We start from the raw sequence: 16,967 nt of genomic DNA, 5'->3' as shown, positions 1-16,967 counted from the left end.
CTATTACAATAAAATTTTATGGGAGATTTTGATAACAGAGAACGTGAAGAAGTGTACTCCAAAAAAGTAAGAGCAGGTAAACGCACTTATTTTTTTGATGTAAAAGCAACCAGATCTAACGATTACTATGTAACCATTACCGAGAGTAAGAAACGTTTAGAAGATGGTGTTTTTGTAAAACATAAAATTTTTCTGTACAAAGAAGATTTCGAAAAATTTTTTGAAGGACTTAAAGATACCGTAGATTACATTAAAGACCATCAGGATGTGGTTGAAAAACGTTACGAATTTGGCGAAAATATAGAAACAGCTAAAGCAGACGAAGATTTCTCTTACTAATAAAGAAATAAACAAACCTAAATTAAATAAGAAACCCCGCCTTATAAAGCGGGGTTTTCCTGTTTTAAAAATGTTTTATTATCTGCCCATCATGGCGGCGGCACCACCAAGGATTCCTATTATGATAAACAGTGCCATAAAGGATAAATATACGATAGCGAATATGCCCCATAATTTAAAAAATGACTTTAACTTACTAAGCGCAAGCGTTACCTCTTCGTTATTTTTAAAGGTTATACCCTTTTTAATGCGATCGCCAAATTGATAGAGATATAAAGCAAAGAAAAAGCTTACCAGAGCTATAAGTAAATAAACAACCGTAACGGCCCCCCCTGCGCCTGCAGCTGCGGCCATCATCGGGTTCATGGTAGCCATTGTAGTAAAAATAGTACCAACAAACAAAGCCAATATTGCTATAAAAGCGGTACCTACAAAGCCCATTATACCCAAAAAGTAAGCCCACTGGCCGGCTTTATGCAAATAATATTGCGCTTGCTCGTTTAAAATTAGTTGTGGTTCGGTAGGTACAGGTTGTACCGGCGTTTCGTTAATTTCCATTGTGTAAGTTTAGATTGTTTTAATTTCTTTTAAAGATAGAAATTCCCTAAACCGAAACAATAAATAAACTAATATTTACTTTGAAAATCTGCGCTAATGATTTATGCCCGGCATAAACATAACCGCTATAGTAAAGTATATGATAAGACCGGTAACATCAACCAGCGTTGCCACAAACGGGGCGGATGAAGTGGCTGGGTCGGCGCCTAACTTTTTTAACAGTAAAGGCAACATCGATCCCGCTAACGACCCCCAAAGCACTACCCCCACAAGGGCGATGCCTACTATAAAGCCAACCGTCATCCAATCCGGGCCGTATATATCGCTAAAAAGCGTCCACACGTATATTCGCATAAAGCCAATTATACCCAGTGTTGTACCCAACAACAAGCCCGATATAATTTCCCGGCGCATTACACGCCACCAATCGGCAATGGTTACCTCGCCAAGGGCCATCGCCTGTATAATAAGTGTTGATGCCTGCGAGCCGCTATTGCCCCCGCTTGATATAATTAGTGGCACAAACAAGGCCAAAACTACCGCCTTGGCAATGGCATTTTCAAAGTGACCCATAGCTGTCGCGGTAAGCATCTCGCCCAAAAAAAGTACAATAAGCCAGCTCACACGTTTCTTTACCAACCTAAAAATATTTATATCAAGATAAGGCTCATCTAAAGCTTCGGTACCACCAATTTTTTGGATGTCTTCGGTATATTCTTCATTCGCTATCCAAAGTATATCGTCTACCGTTACAATGCCCAGCAATATATCGTCCTCATCGGTTACGGGCAAAGCGGTACGGTTATTCATCCTAAACACGTTAATGGCTTCTTCCTGTGGGTCATTAGCACTAAGGGCTATAAGGCGTCCATCCATCAGGTCGCTTATTTTAGTTTCGGGCGCTACCAGCAAGATCTCGCGGATGCGAATGTCGTCCAGCAGCTTACCGTTCTCGCCTATTACATATATAACATCAATAGTTTCGGAGTTTTTACCGTAGCGGCGAATGTGCGACAGCACACGGGTTACATCCCAGCTTTTTTTAACGGCAATGTAATCGGGCGTCATCAAACGGCCAACACTGTCCTCTTTATAACCCAAGAGAGAAAGTGCCTCTTTACGGTCGGCCGGCGATAAATGAAGAATAAGTTTAGTTACGGCATCGCCATGTAATTCGCTAAAAAATGCGGTACGGTCATCTGGCGGCAGTTCGTTTATGATCTCGCTTACCTTTTTACCGGGAAGTTTTTTGATGATGCGTTCCTGTGTAGGAAAATCGAGGATACGGAACACGTTAACCGCGCGGTTAATAGATAATATCTCAATAAATTTAGGGCCATGCTCGGGCAGCTCGTCTATAAGCTCTTCAACGTCAGATATATTGAGGTTGTTCAAATATTCCTGCAGCTGCGTGGTATCTTCTTGCTCCAGTAGTAATTCTATTTGCTCAACCATCTCTTCCATAAGCCCTGTTTTTACATGTTATTAACCTATTTTGCCGCCTTTTGTGTCGCTGGCAAAAGTCGTTTATTTTTTCAAATTACAAGCCTTTTTTTCTGTTATCTTTGCGGCTTTAAAAGTGAGTGGTTGATTAAGTTAGCAGTGAGTGGTTAACCATTCACCTCATCAACCACTCACCAATCAACTAAATAAATAAAATGGGTTTACAATGTGGTATAGTGGGTTTGCCAAACGTGGGCAAGTCTACACTTTTTAACTGTTTATCAAATGCCAAGGCGCAGGCGGCAAATTTTCCGTTTTGTACCATAGAGCCAAACGTAGGGGTAATTACCGTGCCCGATGAACGCCTTACAAAATTAACAGAGATTGTTAACCCAAAAAGCATTGTTCCGAATGTTATTGAGATAGTGGATATTGCCGGCCTTGTTAAAGGCGCCAGCAAAGGCGAGGGTTTGGGTAACCAGTTTTTGGCAAACATCCGTGCAACCAATGCTATTATACATGTTTTGCGTTGTTTTGATAACGATAACGTGATACACGTAGATGGCTCGGTAGACCCTATCCGCGATAAAGAGATCATAGATACCGAATTGCAGTTGAAGGACCTTGAATCGATAGATAAAAAGATTCAGAAGGTAGAGAAGATGGCTAAAACCGGCGGCGATAAAGAGGCTAAAAAAACCTATGATGTGCTTACCGTTTACAAAAACCATTTACTTGAAGGTAAAAGCGCACGCACCGCCCCTGTTGCCGAAGAGGACAAAGTATATATCGAGGATATTTGGTTGCTCACCTCAAAACCGGTAATGTATGTTTGTAATGTTGATGAGGCTTCGGTAGCTACCGGTAATGCTTACGTAGAAAAAGTAAGGGCCGTAGCTAAAGAAGAAGGTGCAGAAGTACTTGTTATATCTGCCCAGATAGAAGCTGAGATAGCCGAACTGGAATCATTTGAGGAGCGCCAGGAGTTTTTGAGTGATTTAGGCCTGACCGAGTCTGGTGTTAACAAGCTTATTAAGGCTGCTTACAGCTTGCTTAACCTTGCCACCTACTTTACCGCAGGTGTGCAGGAAGTACGCGCCTGGACCATTACCAAAGGCTTTACCGCCCCGCAAGCCGCGGGTGTTATCCATACCGACTTTGAGAAAGGCTTTATCCGTGCCGAGGTTATCAAATACGATGACTTTGTAAAATTCAACGGGTCTGAAGCGGTAATAAAAGAAAATGGTAAAATGGCCGTAGAGGGTAAAACCTACATTGTGCAAGATGGCGATATTATGCACTTTAGGTTTAACGTGTAAGCGTCGCCCCCGAAAAGGGTACTCGCAAGATATTGATAGCCGCCGTTAATTAACGGCGGCTTTTTTGTTGCCGATTTTATTGGATGGGTTAAAACTAAATCAAAAACCATGGGTTATTATTTTATACTATAACGAAAATAAACTCATGGATAACGATAACAAAATAAGCCGCAGAACTGTAATAACAGGCCTTGGCGCAGGGCTGGCCGCGGCAGCGGTTTCGCCGGTTTTAGGAGCAACCGGCACCCTATCAGCAAATGCCAACACCTCACAAGGGCTGGAAGACCCGCAAACCAAATACCCGAAACCACCATTTAACGGGCAATCGCAGCCGTGGCCGGGCCTGGCAAGCAAAATGGATCCTGTGCCGGACCATGGTGAGAAAAGCTACAAAGGCTCGGGCCGGTTGGCCGGCCGCAAAGCCTTAATTACCGGTGGCGACTCGGGCATGGGGCGCGCAGCGGCGATTGCTTATGCCCGCGAGGGTGCCGATGTCGCCATAAACTACCTGCCTGCCGAAGAGGAAGATGCCCGCCAGGTGATAGCCTTAATAAAAGCAGCCGGCCGCAAGGCAGTTGCCATACCGGGCGACCTGCGCGACGAAGCTTTTTGCAAACGGATGGTTGACGATGCCGCTAAACAGTTGGGCGGACTGGATATATTGGTGAATAACGCAGGCCGCCAACAAACCCATGCCTCGATACTTGACATTAGCACCGAGCAGTTTGACTGGACCATGAAAACCAATATCTACGCTCCATTCTGGACCATAAAAGCAGCATTGCCTTATTTAAAACCGGGTTCGGCCATTATTGGCACAACGTCTGAACAAGCAACCGACCCATCCGGCGATCTGTACGATTACGCGCAAACCAAGGCGGCTACAACAAACTACGTAAGGTCCTTAGCCAAACAATTGGCACCAAAAGGAATTCGTGTAAACGGCGTTGCCCCCGGCCCTATATGGACACCACTACAGGTGAGCGGCGGAGCCACGCAGGAAAAGCTTAAGCAATTTGGCGGACAAACGCCTATGGGGCGCCCCGGCCAGCCGGCCGAACTTGCCTCTATTTATGTGCAGTTAGCTGCTGCAGACGCAAGCTATGCCACCGGCCAGATCTATGGATCTACTGGGGGTGCAGGAATGCCATAACAGAACGGCAATCGTTTAAAAGCCCGGGCGCATACAAGCAACCCGGGCTTTTTATATTGTGCTGAATAAGTAACCCTAAATAATTCTATATTTGCGCAAACATCGTCCTCGTAGTTCAATGGATAGAATTATGGCCTCCGAAGCCGTCGATATGAGTTCGAATCTCATCGTGGACACTTATATAAACCGTCTTAATTAATTTTAAGGCGGTTTTTTGTATCAAACCAATTTGTGTTTAATGAACTTACGATTTTAATTCCCTGTGCATCCCTTGGTTAGCAGATAAAAAAGGGAATAGCAAAGGTAGCCGATTAATTAGGCTACCTTTACCCGCACATGGAAGAAAGAAAATATTTAACAACCTGGAGAAAATATATTCCGGTTATTCGCCTGCATCTTAAAAGAAGTTTGAATGAAGATCAAAGTTTTAAACTTAATATAACCGATTTCGAGTCGGCGGGCGACAGGGGTAAATCTGGTTACACGTTTAGTCTCTCAATGGAAAATGGTAAAGTAATTAACAATATCAGCGGCTCTGCTGTAGCCCGTGATTTGTATGAAGCATTAAGAACAGATGATGCCATCAAGGAGATGATCCAGGATAAAAATGTTAAAATAAGCGTAGGAAAAACCTTTGTATTTAGCATCAAAACTACACACGTGTCTGCTTATAAATAAGCAGAACTGGCATAAAAATACAAGAAGCCGCTTACATCAATAAGCGGCTTTCTTGTTACACATAGCATTCAGGCAGTGTTCACGTTCACGCAACACGACCACCTATACGTCTGCAATTAGCTAATAATCAGGCGTTCATGTTCTAATAACTATTAACAAATCGTGAACATGAATTACTTCTGCAACGCGGGCTGAAAGTGCGAGCTGATGGCTATCCTGTTCCAGGCGTTAATAGTAATGATTGCGATAATAACTTGCCCTACGTATTTAGCGCCCAGCAGCTCGGTAGCTTTATCATATACCTCGTCGGACACCCCGCCGTTGCTTATCATGGTCACTTCTTCTGTTAAAGCCAGTATCGCTTGCTCCTTTTCGTCAAAGAATGGCGTATCCCTCCAGGCGCTTAGTGTGTAAATACGCTGCTCGGTTTCGCCTAATTTGCGCGCATCCCTACTGTGCATGTCAAGGCAGTATGCGCAACCGTTTATTTGTGACGAACGCAGTTTTATCAGCTCTTTGTGAATAGGTTCTATCTCGCTGCTAATAACGAAATTCTCTAAAGCCATTATCGCTTTATAAGCATCTGGCTGTGTGGTTAAAATGTTTGTCCTTTTCATTGTCTCTTTGTTTTTTGTTAAGACAAAGTTGCAAACGAACACCCTCTCAAAAAATGAACTGAGTTTAAGAAATTGAGAGTGGTTGATTAGAGATTAGAGATTAGAGATTAGAGATTAGAGGAAATGTTATATGAGTATTGTTGTTTAATTTATTTCAAATTATTTACCAGGAACAACTAATCTCTAATTAACCAATCACTAATCAACTTTTCTTCCCTCTTATCCTGCTTAAAAATTGCGGGGTGAAGCCAAGGTATGAGGCCAGCATATATTGCGGTACGCGCTGCACAAAACCGGGGAACTGCGAGGTAAAGTACCGGTAACGCTCTTCATCCGTTTGGTTAAACAGGAAGCCTATGCGGCGCTGCGAGGCGATGAACGCCCTTTGCATGGTTAGCCTAAAGTAAGTATCTAATTTAGGAATCTGCTCCAGTAGCGGTCCTTTATCGCGGTTATGCAGCAACAATACCTCTGATGCCTCTATGGTTTGGATATAAGTACCTGCAGGTACTTGGTTAACAATACTGTCATGATCGGCTATCCACCAGTTCTCTAGGGCAAATTGTACTATCTGCTCATTAAGTTTGGCGTTCACATAATATTGGCGCAACAGCCCGCTAAGCACAAAGTATTCCCCCTTGCAATGCTGCCCCGGCTCCAGGATGATCTCCTTCTTTTTAAACTTCTTAAGTTCTACCGCATCGCAAAGCATCTGCTCTTCCTGTGGGGTAAGCTGCACCAGGCGTTTAATATGGGCGAGTAATTGCGGATACATCAGGTGCTAATTTAAATAATAGTCTGATATATCCTTATTGATATTATTATGGCAGCTTAAACTCAAACCGGTATAATACCTTTTTGCCTGTCTGGGTTTTGGTATCAACAACTTCGCCATCAACCTTAATGGTGGTTACCAACTGGCTTGCAGGGCTTGTTTTTGGTAGTTTTACATCAACCGTAAGCTTTACGTTTTGCCCGGATGGTAGTTCTACCGCCTTGTTAAAATTACCCTTATGATGTTCTTCTATATGCCTTACGTTGTTTACATCCTGGTATGATATAAGGGCGGTTGTACCATCCGGTATCTCAGATGTATACTCTACTTTGTAAGTACTTTTCTTAGCAATAGGCAATTCGCCCTTGCTCATATCATAAACAGTATAGCTGCAGCTGCTGCCAATAAAGGCTATTAAAGAAAGATAAAGTAGTTTTTTCATGTGGCGAATGTAAATAATAGTGATAATAAAAATGGCGTCTATAAACCAATAGACGCCATTTTTCATCGCAGCGTTACAATTATTTTAAAGCATCGACAGCGTAAGCACGGCAGGCCTTTACTTCCTTAACCGCATCAGATCCCTGGGGGATGTTATATTCCAACTCTATCGTAGCCGGGAACTTGTATTTATTTTTTTTCATCAACGCAAGCACCTCTTTTATAGGCGTATCGCCCTGACCCCATACCGCGTTTGGCCCATTATTAAATTTACGGTCCTTAATATGCATGCTGGTAATGTGGTCGTGGTATTTTTCAATAAAAGGTACGGGGCTGCTGCTTGTACCCGATGCATAGTGCCCAATGTCAAGGTTAATGCCGTTATATTTCGATTGTGCCAAAGCAGCATCCCACAACGTTGGAGTGGCTTGTGTGTGAGCATGGTAACCTACCATCATTTTATGTTTGGTTGCCAGATCGCCAAGCCGCTTGGTTTGGGCTTCGTCTGGCAGTTCAACGGTTACATGGCTACAGCCTAAAGCCTTTGCCGCGTTAAAAGCATACTCAATTTCGGCATCGGTGTTTTTAACGCCGAGCGCGTTTGGCTTCCATGCGTAGATGCTAACACCGGCATCATTATACATTTTACGCAGTTCTTTAAACTTATCCATAGTTGCGTTTGCCCGCCATTCGGCCAGTTTTGGGGCAAAGTCGCTCCAGTTTTGGCCTTGTTCGCGCTTTGGCGCTCCTGCATAGGCTTCGGCGGCATCGCCCATTAACTCTATGGCGTTGATATTACAATCAATGCAGTATTTAAGCAAATCTTCGGCTGTACCCGGCATGCTGCGGAACGAATAGGTTATTACCCCTATCTGCACGCCGTTTATGAGCGAGTTTGGTTTAGCAAACCCGCTTAAAATCGAATTGGCTAAAGATAATTTTGAAAGGAACAATACCCCGGTTGCCGCTATAGCCCCGGTAGCAATAAACTTGCGCCTGCTCATGGTTTGCTTTGTCATAATTTAATACGGTTGGATGTTTGTGGATTGCTTAAAGTTATTAATTTATAACATCCGCTAAATCATGTATTAAAAGTTTTACCTGTTAGCTTGGCAGCTCCTATGTAAATGCAACTTCAAACATCACCTGCTTATTGCTCCTGCGGCAATACAATCTCGAAATTAGCGCCGCTACCCTGTTGCGAATAAATATGCATGGTACCTTTCAGGCTATCAACCAGATGCTTTACAAGCGCCAGACCAAAACCGTAGCCTTGTTCGCCGCTTGTACCGCCTGTAGATTGCGCTTTGCCGCTCAATATGGTATCAATAGCTTCCTGGCTTAAGCCTACTCCCGTGTCTGTTACGTTTATTTGCAGCAGGTTTTGTGTTTCCTCTATCTTGAGGCTCAGGTCAACAGTTACCTTTCCATTTACCGGAGTAAATTTTATGGCGTTAGATATAAGGTTACCAGTTATTTGCAGCAGCTTATTTTTAGCGAATGGTATGGTAGATGAATTTACCGATGTATTTACGGTAAAAGTTATCTTCTTGTTAATAGCTTGCGGCGTGTACAGTTTCTCCAGCTTATCTTTAAAAACCACCAGATTAAATTCATCGGCTTTCAGGTCTCGCTGGGCACGTTTGTCAGCTGTCAGTATCTCGTCGGCAAGTTCCAGTAACGACCGCCCGCTACGCTGTATGAGGTCAATAAACTCCAGCACCTCTTCTATCTCATTCTCATGCCCCTGCTCGCTTATTACCTGCGCAAGGCCAATAATACCACCCAATGGCCCGCGGATGTCATGAGCTACCTTCTTTTTGGTTTCGTTGGCCTCATGCAATTTTGTTTTAAGGCCGTTTATCAGGCGGTGAGCGTTAAGGCGGTTAACTATCTCATCGGCTATGATCTTTAACAGTTCTATCTTTTCGGGTGATAAAGTCTTTAGGTCTTTATCCAGCATGCACAATGCACCAAGATTATGGCCTTCATTCGTTTTTAGCGGGATACCGTAATAATAGCGCAGGCTTGGTTCATCGGCAACATAAAATTTATCCTTAAAACGTTCATCGGCTTTTAGATCGCGCACCTCAAAATGATCGTCCCGCCTGGCAATGGTGTACTGGCAAACAGATTCCTCGCGCGGCATCTGCTCAATATCTAAACCATGGTTGGTTATTGTCCATTGGGTAAAAGAATCTATAAGATTGATAAGTGATATTTCGGTACCGGCAACTTTGGCGGCTAATTTTGCCAGGTCTTTAAAACTATCCTGGAAACTTGTATAATCAAGGTCATAGTCAGACAGACTAATGATCCTCTCCATTTCATTTTCTGGTATCGGCAAATTGTGCATCATTAAAAATTTAGATCGCAACTAATTACGTACTTTTAATACAAAAAGTTGTCAAAAAACAATACAACTGCCGAAATTATTCCTCAAAGTTCTGAAGTTATAGCTACTCAAAAATAAAAACATCCGGCCAAGGCCGGATATAAACAGTGAGCACCGCCAAAGATTCCCCCCAATCTTATACGGCGGATGCTCATCTATCTAAATCACAACAAATATTATTGTACCACAACGGTAGCAGTTGCCATGGTAGAATGGATAATACATTTGTAAGTATAAGTACCTGCGGTTGCAAATATATGCGAGTACGTGGCCGACTGGTTTAAGGTGCCGCTGTCAAAAGAACCGTTAACATCCGTTGCGGTATGTGGAGCAGCATCGCTATTGGTCCATTTTACTGCCTCGCCTGCTTTGATAGTTACGCTTGCAGGAGAAAAGGCAAAGCCCGAAATTGTTACCGATGCCCCACCGGTAGCAGGATTTGACGGGTTGTTTGGATTGGTGGGCGTGTTAGGTGTTGAAGGCGCCGGATCGCTGCCCGATTTTGAACAGGCGGCGATGCCCATAACAATTACGGCAACCATAAAAGATATCCCTAAGATGTACTTTTTCATATTAAATGGTTTTAATGTTTAATATGATTACGCCCGCAATTAAGGGATGGTTGCTTTAGGTCGACAAACTTTTTAACCGGGCTTTTTTTGAGAACAGTAACAACTTTTTAAAATACAGTCTATTCTAACAAAAGTGTAATATTCAATCAACCTTTAATTAATATTAGGGGTTTTCGTAAATTTGCGCTCCCTTAATTAATGTATATAGTGACGGAATTAGGTAAACCTTCTATAAAACAAGCGTGGATTGCTGCCCTTCAATCGCCCAAAAAACGTGATAAATTATTAATAGGTTCCTTCATCATAGCTATCCTGCTATCGTCATTACCCATTTATTTCAGCATTATACAAAATCGTAAAGGCGTTGTACTTAACGATTGGGTTTTGGCCCACATCCCCCCTTATGATGTTTCTATCCCCATATTTGCTATTATTTGGGGTATGGCCACGCTGATATTTATCCGCGCGCTCTATAACCCCGTTATTTACATTCATTATGTGTGGACGTTGATATTCATCAACATTGCCCGGATGCTAACTATATACTTTGTTGCGCTTGACCCGCCCGTTGGCCTCATTCACCTTGTAGACCCGCTTACCGGTATATTTTACGGTAATACCATTATTACCCGCGACCTGTTCTTTTCGGGCCATACATCTACCCTGGTGCTTATATTTCTTTGCCTAGAGAAACGTAACGATAAGATAATTGGGTTTATATCTATAGTAGCCGTAATGGTGCTGCTGCTTGTACAGCACATACATTATACTGTTGATGTGGTTGCGGCACCTGTTTTCGTCTACCTAATCTTTTTGGGTGTACGCAAAGTTTTAAAGCTGCATACGCTGAAAAACAGCGAGAACTAAGCCTATCCCCCGCCGATAAACAAACATCTTACCATGATAAACAGGGTGGTAATAGCTATAATATTATTTTAAAATGTCCGAACAAATTAACATTTTTATCAAATGGAAAATTCGAGAAGGAATTTTATAAAGAATACCGCCATAGTATCTGCAGCTGCTGCCATACCTGCAAAAGGCTTTGCTATATTACATAAAGATAAACAGCCCGATGAGCAATTGATAGGTCATAATGGGTTCACTTATAAAGTTGATCAAAACTGGGCCAAAATAAGCGTTACCAGCACTCCGCTGGCTAACTGCCACGAGATGGTACAGGACAGCAAAGGCCGCCTTATTATGCTTGGCGACCATACTCAAAACAATGTACTGGTGTTTGACAGATCGGGCAAGTTGCTGGATCATTGGGGAACTGCCTTACCGGGCGGGCACGGGTTAACCATAAGCAAAGAAGGCGGCGAAGATTTTTTGTTGCTAACCGATTGCGGCTGGGCTTTAGACCGCACAGGCAATACCTACGGCCAATCGGGCCAGGTGTTAAAAACTACTGTTGATGGCAAGCTGATATTTGCTATTGGCCACCCGCGCACCATTGGCATTTATAAAGATTCCGAGCCCTTTAAACCTACCGAAACCGCTGTTGCGCCCAACGGTGATATTTATGTGGCAGATGGTTACGGGTCTGATTACATCATTCAATACAATGCAAAAGGGCAATACATCCGTCACTTTGGCGGGCATAACAATACCAACCCCGAGCATAACCTGCGCAATGCGCATGGCGTAACAGTTGATACCCGCGATAAGAATAATCCTACTCTCATCTGCACCTCGCGTGAGGAAAACTGCTTTAAAGTATTTACGCTTGATGGTAAGTTCATAAAACGGATAGACCTGCCGGGGATGTATGTTTGCCGCGCGGTTGTCAACGGCGATAACATTTACGCCGGCGTATGCTGGTCTAAAAACGCCGAAGGCAAGCAGTTCGACAGATCGGGCTTTGTGACAATACTGGATAAAAATAACAAGGTGATCTCGAATCCGGGCGGGGCAGCACCTGTTTACAAGAACGGGGTATTGCAGCAGACCCTGCAAGCCAATAACCCGGTTTTCATGCACGGCCACGACGTTTGCATTGACGAAGACAAGAACGTTTACGTTTGCCAATGGAACGCCAACCACACCGCACCGGTGAAGTTGACGAGGGTGTAGACGGTTACAGCCCGTATGCAATCCTACCTCACCGGCTTAGGAAATATCGGTAAACTTTCATGTCCATCAGCGTCAACGGATTGTACGGCAAACAGGTAATTATCTTTTGAGTAGCCAATATTAGCCGATGTGCCGGTTACCCAAAACTTCTTTTCCCAGTACGGGCTAATGGTTTCGCGCATCAGCACATAATAGCCTGCGGGTGCTTTGCCTTTTGGAGCATCCCATTTTAGCTGCGTTTTATTAGTGAGACCGCTGGTAATAATGCCTACGTTTTGTGGCGACGCCGGTGCCATGGCAAGGTTTGCCAACACTGACAGGTTCATACGGGCTACTTTTTGGGTGTAATCGTAATCGGCAAAATCGGGCAGGTCGCCGTAATCAACACCGTTTTCTTTGCGGATATCCTGGTGTTGGCGGTTAAAATCTTCATTCATTTCGGTAATGCGGATGGCGGTGTAGCCTTGTTGGGAGAATGGGGTATGGTCGCCGCCGCGCAGGTAACGGTCGCGGCGGTAAATCAACTTAACATCCAATTGCTCTACATAACGCTCGGCGATTACTTTGGTGTAACGGGCCAACTCACGGGCCGGGCTATCGTTTTCACCGCCTACCGAGTTACGGGTAGCCGCCTGTTTTTCAGTTTCCGCAGCAGGCACACCCTCACTAAATACGCGTACGCTGCGGTTATCTTTCAACCCGGTTTCCATGCCGTATGTATTGCCTACAATATCATTATTCAGCATGGCATCAATCTGCCACCCCTCGGCTTTGGCACGTTTGGCAACGTTGGTAGAACCGTAAAGGCCCTGCTCCTCGCCTACCACGGCCATAAATATAATTGTTGCCGGGAACGATCGTTTAGCCATTATCCTCGCCAGCTCCATAGAAACCGCTGTGCCAGATGCATCATCAACAGCGCCGGGGGCAAAGTCTTTAACGTTCATCACATCCGTCACCCTTGAATCGTAATGGCCGGATACAATGTAAACTCGTTTATCCACAGTATCCGTTCCTTTTAATACCGCCAGCACATTTTTCATGGGCGTTGGTTTATCTATACGGTTTCCTTTAGGTTGTATAAACTCATCAAATTGCACTCTCATTCGCCCACCGGATGCAGCCGCGTATCGTTCATATTCGGCTTTTATCCAGTTACGCGCCGCCCCAACACCTTCGGTTTTGCTTACAGTGTCGCTTAGGGTATGCCGGGTTTTAAAACTTACCAGTTTACGCACAATGGCTTCAATATTTTTTGACGATACCTCATCAATCATTTGTTTGATGGTAGCATCTTGCTTTACGGTAGTTTGTGCCGATGCGGAGATGGTTACCAGTGAAATAATAAACAGGCAGATACGTTTCATGACAGCAAGTTATAAAATACAATTGCTGCAGGTAAATGAAATTTATATTTATCTGTTTATCTTGCTGCCCTATATACAGATCAATGAACCTTGTCTTAATAATATTCTCTTGCATCCTGCTTGTTTTTACCTTACTGCCACTGGTAAGAAACGATTACTGGATCTTTAGAGTGTTTGACTACCCGCGCCTTCAAAAACTTTTTTTAAATATAGTTGCAGTAATACTTTTAGCCTGGCTATACACCGGAGATAATCCGGTAAAATACGCTGTAATGATAGCCTTGGATATAAACATTGTTTACCTGTTGTGGCTTATTTACCCATTTACCCCAGTAGCGGCAAAACAAGTGTTAAAAGCCGGGCCTAAGGATGATGCGCGCAGCATTTGTATTATGATAGCCAATGTTTACCAGTATAACACAAATGTTAAAGGCTGCTTAAAGGTAATTGCCGCCGCTAATCCAGATGTGGTGATATTATTGGAAACCGATAACCACTGGGACACCGAAACCAGAAGCCTGGAAAAAGACCATCCACATTTCATTAGGGTGCCGTTAGAAAACACCTACGGCATGTTGCTATACTCTAAACTTAAGCTTGATGATACACATGTTAAGTATTTGGTAGAAGCTGATATACCATCCATACATACTAAAGTAACACTAAACAACGGGCAAATGGTGCAATTATATGCGGTGCACCCAACCCCGCCTGTACCTGCAGAAAATGTAAGATCGACCGAACGCGACAAGGAGTTATTGTTAATTGCCGACCTTGCCAAAGAAAGCAACTTACCGGTAATTGTAGCCGGCGACCTGAATGATGTGGCCTGGAGCCATACGACCGAACTATTCTTAAAAATGAGCGGCCTGCTCGACCCAAGGCGCGGCCGTGGCTTTTTTAACTCATTCCACGCGCATTACTTTTTTATCCGTTTCCCATTAGACCACGCCTTTATATCACGCCATTTTAAACTAAACAAAATAAAAAGGCTATCTAATTATGGTTCAGACCATTTTCCGTTCTTTTTAGATATCCAACTGGATGATAACGCCTATCAGCAACAGCAACCCATAAAAGCTGATACGGATGACATAGAGGAAGCAGAGGAAAAGAAAGAAAAAGTTTAACAGAAAAACAGAGAGCTACATTTAATTAACATAAAAAAGAGACGCGATGTACGCGTCTCTCTTTGCTTTTATTTAACTGTGTAGGTAGCTTTATTTACCCCTACCCCGATAATTTTTAACGATTTCCAGTTAGCAGGTAGCTTACTTTTAATTTGAGTGATGCCCGTGGGCGTAATATCTAAACCGCCAAAACCCATTAGCATAGCCTGTATAATACCGCCCGCGCCGGTTGCAAAATATGGGTTTGTACCACCCTTTGTTTCCGCTATCACGCGGAATGGTGGGTTAAGATTTGGTTCATAAGCATCCTTAAACCAATGGTAGGCTTTTTGACCATCGCCCAGGCGGGCATAAAGCAAGGCAAATACGCCTTGCGTCATGGCCGGGGTACCTTCGTTTGGCACACGGGTTTCGTAATACTCCAGGTCCTTTTTGATCTGCGCCGGGTCTGTTATGGTTTTCAGGGGATATGCCAGCAAGTTTACGTCGGCTTGCTTGATGCCCTCGCCTTTGTATTGGGCATGTTCCTGCGTTACACCGTTAGCCATTTTTAGTATGGGAATGTTATTGGCAACATTCACCCAATCGCTGTCCGCCTGTATATTTAAGATTTGCGCGGCGGCTGTGGCATTCATTAAATTAGCTTTTGCGGCAGCATTAGTAAAGGCGTTATTATCTATATTTTCGGCCCACTCATCAGCGGCTACCACGTTTTTAATATCGTAATGGCCGGCCCCGTTACGCTCTACGCGACTTGCCCAAAAATCGGCCGTGGCAGATAAGATGGGCCAACCCCTGTCGCGCAGCCATTGCTTATCTTGGGTTACACAATAGTAAGCCCAGGCAGCGTTGGCTACGTCGGCGCTAATGTGGTGCTCAAACGGGCCGCTAAGCGCCCAAACAGGTGTTTCCTCTACACCGGTGTCGGCGCTTTCCCAAGGGTACATTGCACCCTTATATCCGTGCGAAAACGCGTTTTTACGCGCGTTCTCCAATCTTACGAAACGATATTCTACCATCGACCTCGCAATCTCAGGGTGCATCACCAGCATAGCCGGGAACATCCAAAGGTCGGTATCCCAAAATACGTGGCCGTTATAACCTAAGCCCGATAAGCCCATTGGCGACGGCGATAAAGCCGTACCTGCGCGAGAGAAAGAATACAAATGATACAACATGCTGTGTACATCCTGCTGTGCCTGCGGGTCGCCTTCTATCTGTATATCGCTTTTCCAAAGCTCATCCCAGGCTTTGTTATGAAATTGCACCAACCTGTCGCGCCCTTCCAGTTTAGCGAAGATGGTTAGACGTTCAGCCTCGTTCAGCGGGTCGGCATGGTGTGCCGATGTAATAGACGACCCGGTTACGCCATACTTATAAGTTTGCCCCGCTGTAATAGCACGGCTAAACTTCATCAGGTGCATGTTATTATCCCACATTTCGTGTATAACCCGGGGTTCTTTGCCATGCTCTTCGTTAAACAAAAACGATGTTGAAGCGCAAAGCTGTAGCTTGCCTGTTGGCGATTTAGCCGTAGATGTTAGCAAGCTGATGGTTACGTGCGGCCTGTCTATCTCGTTATAATAATTTTGTACTTCTTTTAAAGCGTCCGGCGCCTCCATTACACTGGCGGCAGTAATGTTAATGGCTTTTTTAGCGGTGATAGCAACATCCATTAAAACGGTAAAGGGCAGTTGGCGCAGTGAATAGTAGGTATATTTAATGCTTGCTTTATCGCCATAATCAAATGTAGTTGTCATGGCGGCGTGCTGCATATCCAGTTCCTGTTTCATGTTGCTTACCATTTTGGCGTCGAGGCGTTTGCCGTCAACCTCCAGGTACATGTTAAGCAGGTTAAAGCTATTTAAAAAATTACTAACCCGGCCACGGCCATACAGGTCATAAGCCCCGGCAAGCACTACATTTTTAACCTTAAAAGGCTCGGGCGATGATACAATGCCTATCATACCATTGGCTGCCGTAATGCCGTAATAATTGTTTGGGTCTATCTTATCCGCCTTAATTATCCATGGGCTTTGTGCCGAGGCATTATTTACTGCCAATAGGCCTGCCAAAGCAAAAAGGGATACCATTTTTTTCATAT

Annotated in this window: 17 protein-coding genes and 1 tRNA gene; 8 read left to right on the top strand and 10 right to left on the bottom strand. The window is 44.0% G+C overall.

What is annotated here, in order from left to right:
• The first annotated feature begins 18 nt into the window (after positions 1-18).
• A complete protein-coding gene (locus ACFQZI_RS04625) occupies positions 19-339 on the top strand; it encodes a DUF3276 family protein (RefSeq protein ID WP_377139030.1) in 321 nt (106 codons plus the stop codon).
• A gap of 78 nt (positions 340-417) precedes the next feature.
• Here the strand turns inward: ACFQZI_RS04625 and ACFQZI_RS04620 are convergent, their stop codons facing one another.
• Positions 418-897, bottom strand: coding sequence for a DUF5362 family protein (locus ACFQZI_RS04620; RefSeq protein ID WP_377139028.1), 480 nt, complete (start codon positions 895-897; stop codon positions 418-420).
• A gap of 93 nt (positions 898-990) precedes the next feature.
• Positions 991-2,361, bottom strand: a complete 1,371-nt coding sequence (gene mgtE, locus ACFQZI_RS04615; RefSeq protein WP_377139026.1) for a magnesium transporter — start codon at positions 2,359-2,361, stop codon at positions 991-993.
• Between the two features lie 194 nt (positions 2,362-2,555).
• Here mgtE and ychF point away from each other — a divergent pair, with 194 nt between their 5' ends.
• From ychF to ACFQZI_RS04595, 4 genes are all read left to right on the top strand, one after another.
• Positions 2,556-3,659 (top strand): redox-regulated ATPase YchF, encoded by a 1,104-nt coding sequence (gene ychF / locus ACFQZI_RS04610; protein ID WP_377139024.1) that lies wholly within the window; start codon positions 2,556-2,558, stop codon positions 3,657-3,659.
• 145 nt (positions 3,660-3,804) lie between these two features.
• Complete coding sequence (locus tag ACFQZI_RS04605; protein ID WP_377139022.1) at positions 3,805-4,812, top strand: SDR family oxidoreductase; 1,008 nt, start codon at positions 3,805-3,807, stop codon at positions 4,810-4,812.
• Positions 4,813-4,916: 104 nt separating this feature from the next.
• Positions 4,917-4,988 (top strand) — tRNA-Arg (locus ACFQZI_RS04600).
• 160 nt (positions 4,989-5,148) lie between these two features.
• Positions 5,149-5,490: a hypothetical protein gene (locus ACFQZI_RS04595; protein WP_377139020.1), complete on the top strand. Its 342-nt coding sequence runs from the start codon at positions 5,149-5,151 to the stop codon at positions 5,488-5,490.
• A 173-nt stretch (positions 5,491-5,663) separates the two neighbouring features.
• On the opposite strand, the gene ACFQZI_RS04590 is transcribed toward ACFQZI_RS04595, so the two are convergent.
• The 6 genes from ACFQZI_RS04590 to ACFQZI_RS04565 form a co-directional block, all read right to left on the bottom strand.
• Complete coding sequence (locus ACFQZI_RS04590) at positions 5,664-6,107, bottom strand: carboxymuconolactone decarboxylase family protein (protein WP_377139017.1); 444 nt, start codon at positions 6,105-6,107, stop codon at positions 5,664-5,666.
• Between the two features lie 202 nt (positions 6,108-6,309).
• Positions 6,310-6,882, bottom strand: coding sequence for a Crp/Fnr family transcriptional regulator (locus ACFQZI_RS04585; RefSeq protein WP_377139015.1), 573 nt, complete (start codon positions 6,880-6,882; stop codon positions 6,310-6,312).
• Between the two features lie 46 nt (positions 6,883-6,928).
• Entirely contained in the window at positions 6,929-7,324 is a 396-nt protein-coding gene (locus tag ACFQZI_RS04580) for a hypothetical protein (protein WP_377139013.1), read from the bottom strand.
• Positions 7,325-7,403: 79 nt separating this feature from the next.
• On the bottom strand, positions 7,404-8,342 hold the full coding sequence (locus ACFQZI_RS04575) for a sugar phosphate isomerase/epimerase family protein (RefSeq protein ID WP_377139011.1): 939 nt from the start codon (positions 8,340-8,342) through the stop codon (positions 7,404-7,406).
• 131 nt (positions 8,343-8,473) lie between these two features.
• Positions 8,474-9,649 (bottom strand): GAF domain-containing sensor histidine kinase, encoded by a 1,176-nt coding sequence (locus ACFQZI_RS04570; protein ID WP_377139009.1) that lies wholly within the window; start codon positions 9,647-9,649, stop codon positions 8,474-8,476.
• Between the two features lie 245 nt (positions 9,650-9,894).
• Positions 9,895-10,290: a plastocyanin/azurin family copper-binding protein gene (locus ACFQZI_RS04565; protein WP_377139006.1), complete on the bottom strand. Its 396-nt coding sequence runs from the start codon at positions 10,288-10,290 to the stop codon at positions 9,895-9,897.
• A gap of 198 nt (positions 10,291-10,488) precedes the next feature.
• On the opposite strand from ACFQZI_RS04565, the gene ACFQZI_RS04560 reads away from it, so the two are divergent.
• Together ACFQZI_RS04560 and ACFQZI_RS04555 are read left to right on the top strand one after the other, a co-directional pair.
• On the top strand, positions 10,489-11,157 hold the full coding sequence (locus ACFQZI_RS04560) for a phosphatase PAP2-related protein (protein WP_377139003.1): 669 nt from the start codon (positions 10,489-10,491) through the stop codon (positions 11,155-11,157).
• 102 nt (positions 11,158-11,259) lie between these two features.
• Positions 11,260-12,366: a twin-arginine translocation signal domain-containing protein gene (locus tag ACFQZI_RS04555; protein ID WP_377139000.1), complete on the top strand. Its 1,107-nt coding sequence runs from the start codon at positions 11,260-11,262 to the stop codon at positions 12,364-12,366.
• A gap of 23 nt (positions 12,367-12,389) precedes the next feature.
• On the opposite strand, the gene ACFQZI_RS04550 is transcribed toward ACFQZI_RS04555, so the two are convergent.
• Positions 12,390-13,733 (bottom strand): M20/M25/M40 family metallo-hydrolase, encoded by a 1,344-nt coding sequence (locus ACFQZI_RS04550; protein WP_377138997.1) that lies wholly within the window; start codon positions 13,731-13,733, stop codon positions 12,390-12,392.
• Positions 13,734-13,816: 83 nt separating this feature from the next.
• On the opposite strand from ACFQZI_RS04550, the gene ACFQZI_RS04545 reads away from it, so the two are divergent.
• Positions 13,817-14,863 (top strand): endonuclease/exonuclease/phosphatase family protein, encoded by a 1,047-nt coding sequence (locus ACFQZI_RS04545; RefSeq protein ID WP_377138994.1) that lies wholly within the window; start codon positions 13,817-13,819, stop codon positions 14,861-14,863.
• Positions 14,864-14,931: 68 nt separating this feature from the next.
• Here the strand turns inward: ACFQZI_RS04545 and ACFQZI_RS04540 are convergent, their stop codons facing one another.
• On the bottom strand, positions 14,932-16,965 hold the full coding sequence (locus tag ACFQZI_RS04540; protein WP_377138991.1) for a glycosyl hydrolase family 95 catalytic domain-containing protein: 2,034 nt from the start codon (positions 16,963-16,965) through the stop codon (positions 14,932-14,934).
• Between the last annotated feature and the right edge of the window lie 2 nt (positions 16,966-16,967).

Origin of the sequence: Mucilaginibacter lutimaris, assembly GCF_042676625.1 — a bacterium.
Lineage (GTDB): Bacteria > Bacteroidota > Bacteroidia > Sphingobacteriales > Sphingobacteriaceae > Mucilaginibacter > Mucilaginibacter lutimaris.
Note: the sequence above shows the minus strand (reverse complement) of the source record. Positions and strands in the feature narration are given on the sequence as shown.